The following is a 1,156-nucleotide window of genomic DNA, read 5'->3' on the forward strand; positions in this document are numbered from 1 at the left end:
ATTCGCTCCGCGTCGTCAGCGAGCGCTTGATCACCGGGGTGAGCTTCTGCTCGACGAAGCGGTAGAGCAGCCAGGCGAGGCCCAGCATCACCAGTACGGTCAGGGCGAACGTCCCGTAGGAGGGGATGCCCAGCTTCTGGTGGAGGACCCAGACGACCACCCAGCCCAGATGCTCATGGACCAGGTAGAACGGGTAGGTCAGGGCGCCCGCCACGGTGAGCCAGCGCCAGTTCGCCCAGTTCAGTTTGCCCAGTGCGATCAGCGTTACCGCCACATAGCCGAAGGCGACGACGCCGATGATGGCGGCGGCCGAGCGGTAGGAGAAGGCGTCGATGTTGGCCGGGTGCCACAGGTCGCGGATCGCGTAGTGCTGGCCGATCAGGAAGCTGATCCCGATGATGCCCCAGGACAGGGCGTCATGGCCGAAGCGGTGGAGCAGATAGATGCCCATGCCGCCGATGAAGTACGAGGAGTACTCCGGCATCAGGACGACGTCCAGCAGCGGCAGGTTCGCGGCCTCGGCGAAGGCCGAGCCCAGCGTCCAGACGGCGCAGAAGAGCACCACCCGGTGCCGGGTCGCGCCCGGCAGCACGACGAACAGTGCGAAGAGGGCGTAGAACCGCAGCTCGGCCCAGAGGGTCCAGCACACGCCCAGCACCCGGTCCACCCCGAGCGGCTGCTGGAGCATGGTGAGGTTGACCAGCGCGTCGCTGGGCGACACCGCCTTGTAGGTGACCCAGGGGAGCGCGAAGACGGCGGTCACCAGGATGATCGCGACCCAGTAGGCGGGGTAGAGACGGGAGACGCGCGAGGCGAAGAAGGAGCGCAGCGGCCGTCCCCATCCGCTCATGCAGATGACGAAGCCGCTGATGACGAAGAAGATCTGGACGCCCAGACAGCCGTAGGCGAAGGTGCTGGAGAGGGTGGGGAACTGGGCGCGGGGCGAGGAGCCCCACGCCTGGGCTATCTCACCGTCGCGTCCGCCGTAGTGGTACGCGGCCACCATGAGCGCGGCGAGCAGACGCAGCCCGTCCAGCGCCCGCAGCCGTACCGGATGGCCGCCGCCGCGCGCGGCCGCCTTCGCGGTGCGCCCGGCGGATCGCTCGGCAGTGCGGTCGGCAGTGCGCTCGGCGGGCCGCTCCGGAGCGGTGTCGGG

1 protein-coding gene is annotated in these 1,156 nt (G+C 68.9%); it reads right to left on the reverse strand.

Annotation, left to right across the window (positions count from 1 at the left end):
* Nucleotides 1–1,156 (reverse strand): acyltransferase family protein (locus KN815_RS41520; RefSeq protein ID WP_253209577.1); only part of this gene is annotated, 1,156 nt, incomplete at both ends.

Source organism: Streptomyces niphimycinicus (genome assembly GCF_018883605.1).
Classification (GTDB): Bacteria; Actinomycetota; Actinomycetes; order Streptomycetales; family Streptomycetaceae; genus Streptomyces; species Streptomyces niphimycinicus.